This is a genomic window from Stenotrophomonas sp. 05L414_2 (assembly GCF_056397905.1).
This window is the reverse complement of record NZ_JBFTOJ010000332.1, coordinates 1-1,023: the sequence shown is the minus strand read 5'-3', so window position 1 is coordinate 1,023 and position 1,023 is coordinate 1. Positions and strand designations below refer to the sequence as shown.

The window sequence follows — 1,023 nt, the reverse complement described above, 5'->3', positions numbered from 1 at the left end:
GTTATATATAGTCGTAAATTGACTTGGTGCGGCCGAGAGGACTTGAACCTCCACGGGGTTGCCCCCACTAGGCCCTCAACCTAGCGCGTCTGCCGTTCCGCCACGACCGCATTCAATTAGGAACTTTCTTATTATACTATGACAATTCGAAAAGTCAACCTTTTTTCTTGAAATGRTGAGCCATGAAGGACTCGAACCTTCGACCCTCTGATTAAAAGTCAGATGCTCTACCAACTGAGCTAATGGCTCATATTAAGAAATGAATGGCTGGGGTACTAGGATTCGAACCTAGGCATGACGGAATCAAAATCCGTTGCCTTACCGCTTGGCTATACCCCAATAAGTGGCGGTCCCGACCGGGATCGAACCGGCGATCTCCTGCGTGACAGGCAGGCATGTTAACCGCTACACCACGGGACCAATGTTACTATATTTTTATGAATTAAACTAATGAAATGACCCCTACGGGATTCRAACCCGTGTTACCGCCGTGAAAGGGCGGTGTCTTAACCACTTGACCAAGGGGCCATGGCTCCGAAGGCAGGACTCGAACCTGCGACAACCTGATTAACAGTCAGGTGCTACTACCAACTGAGCTACTTCGGAATAATTCATATATTTTGTCGTCGTTATCTTGTCGACTTTTACTATTATAGAGACAACTATAATGAACGTCAACCCTTTTTTATTATTTTTTTTACTCCACTAGTTTTAAACGCCCTAAACACTTGCTACAACGGTATTTCTCCACATTCATTCTAATTTTTCTTACATATAACTGTTGGCATTTTAGACATGTATATGTATAAAGTCGACGTTGCTTTTTTTGAGATGTTTTAGGGATTTGTAATACTGAGCAAAAACGAGGAGCATTCACTTCTACTAAAAGCTCTCGAATATCTTTATCTCGATGCTGATACCCTTTGCCTTCCAAATGTAAATGATAATGACATAATTCGTGTCGAACTATACCTTCTACCTCGCTAATACCATACAATTCATAAGCCTTAGGATTAACTTCAA

The 1,023-nt window shown here is 42.3% G+C and carries 1 protein-coding gene and 6 tRNA genes; all 7 read right to left on the bottom strand.

Annotated features, from left to right (window positions below):
- Positions 1-24: 24 nt before the first annotated feature.
- Positions 25-110 (bottom strand) — tRNA-Leu (locus AC1DJN_RS22110).
- A gap of 66 nt (positions 111-176) precedes the next feature.
- A tRNA-Lys gene (locus AC1DJN_RS22105) sits at positions 177-249 on the bottom strand.
- A gap of 15 nt (positions 250-264) precedes the next feature.
- Positions 265-339: transfer RNA gene (locus tag AC1DJN_RS22100), tRNA-Gln, on the bottom strand.
- Between the two features lie 5 nt (positions 340-344).
- Positions 345-420: transfer RNA gene (locus AC1DJN_RS22095), tRNA-Asp, on the bottom strand.
- Positions 421-456: 36 nt separating this feature from the next.
- Positions 457-528: transfer RNA gene (locus AC1DJN_RS22090), tRNA-Glu, on the bottom strand.
- 1 nt (position 529) lies between these two features.
- Positions 530-606 (bottom strand) — tRNA-Asn (locus AC1DJN_RS22085).
- A 91-nt stretch (positions 607-697) separates the two neighbouring features.
- Positions 698-1,023, bottom strand: a 326-nt coding sequence (locus tag AC1DJN_RS22080) for a SprT family protein (protein ID WP_478040313.1), incomplete at its 5' end; no start/stop codon positions are given.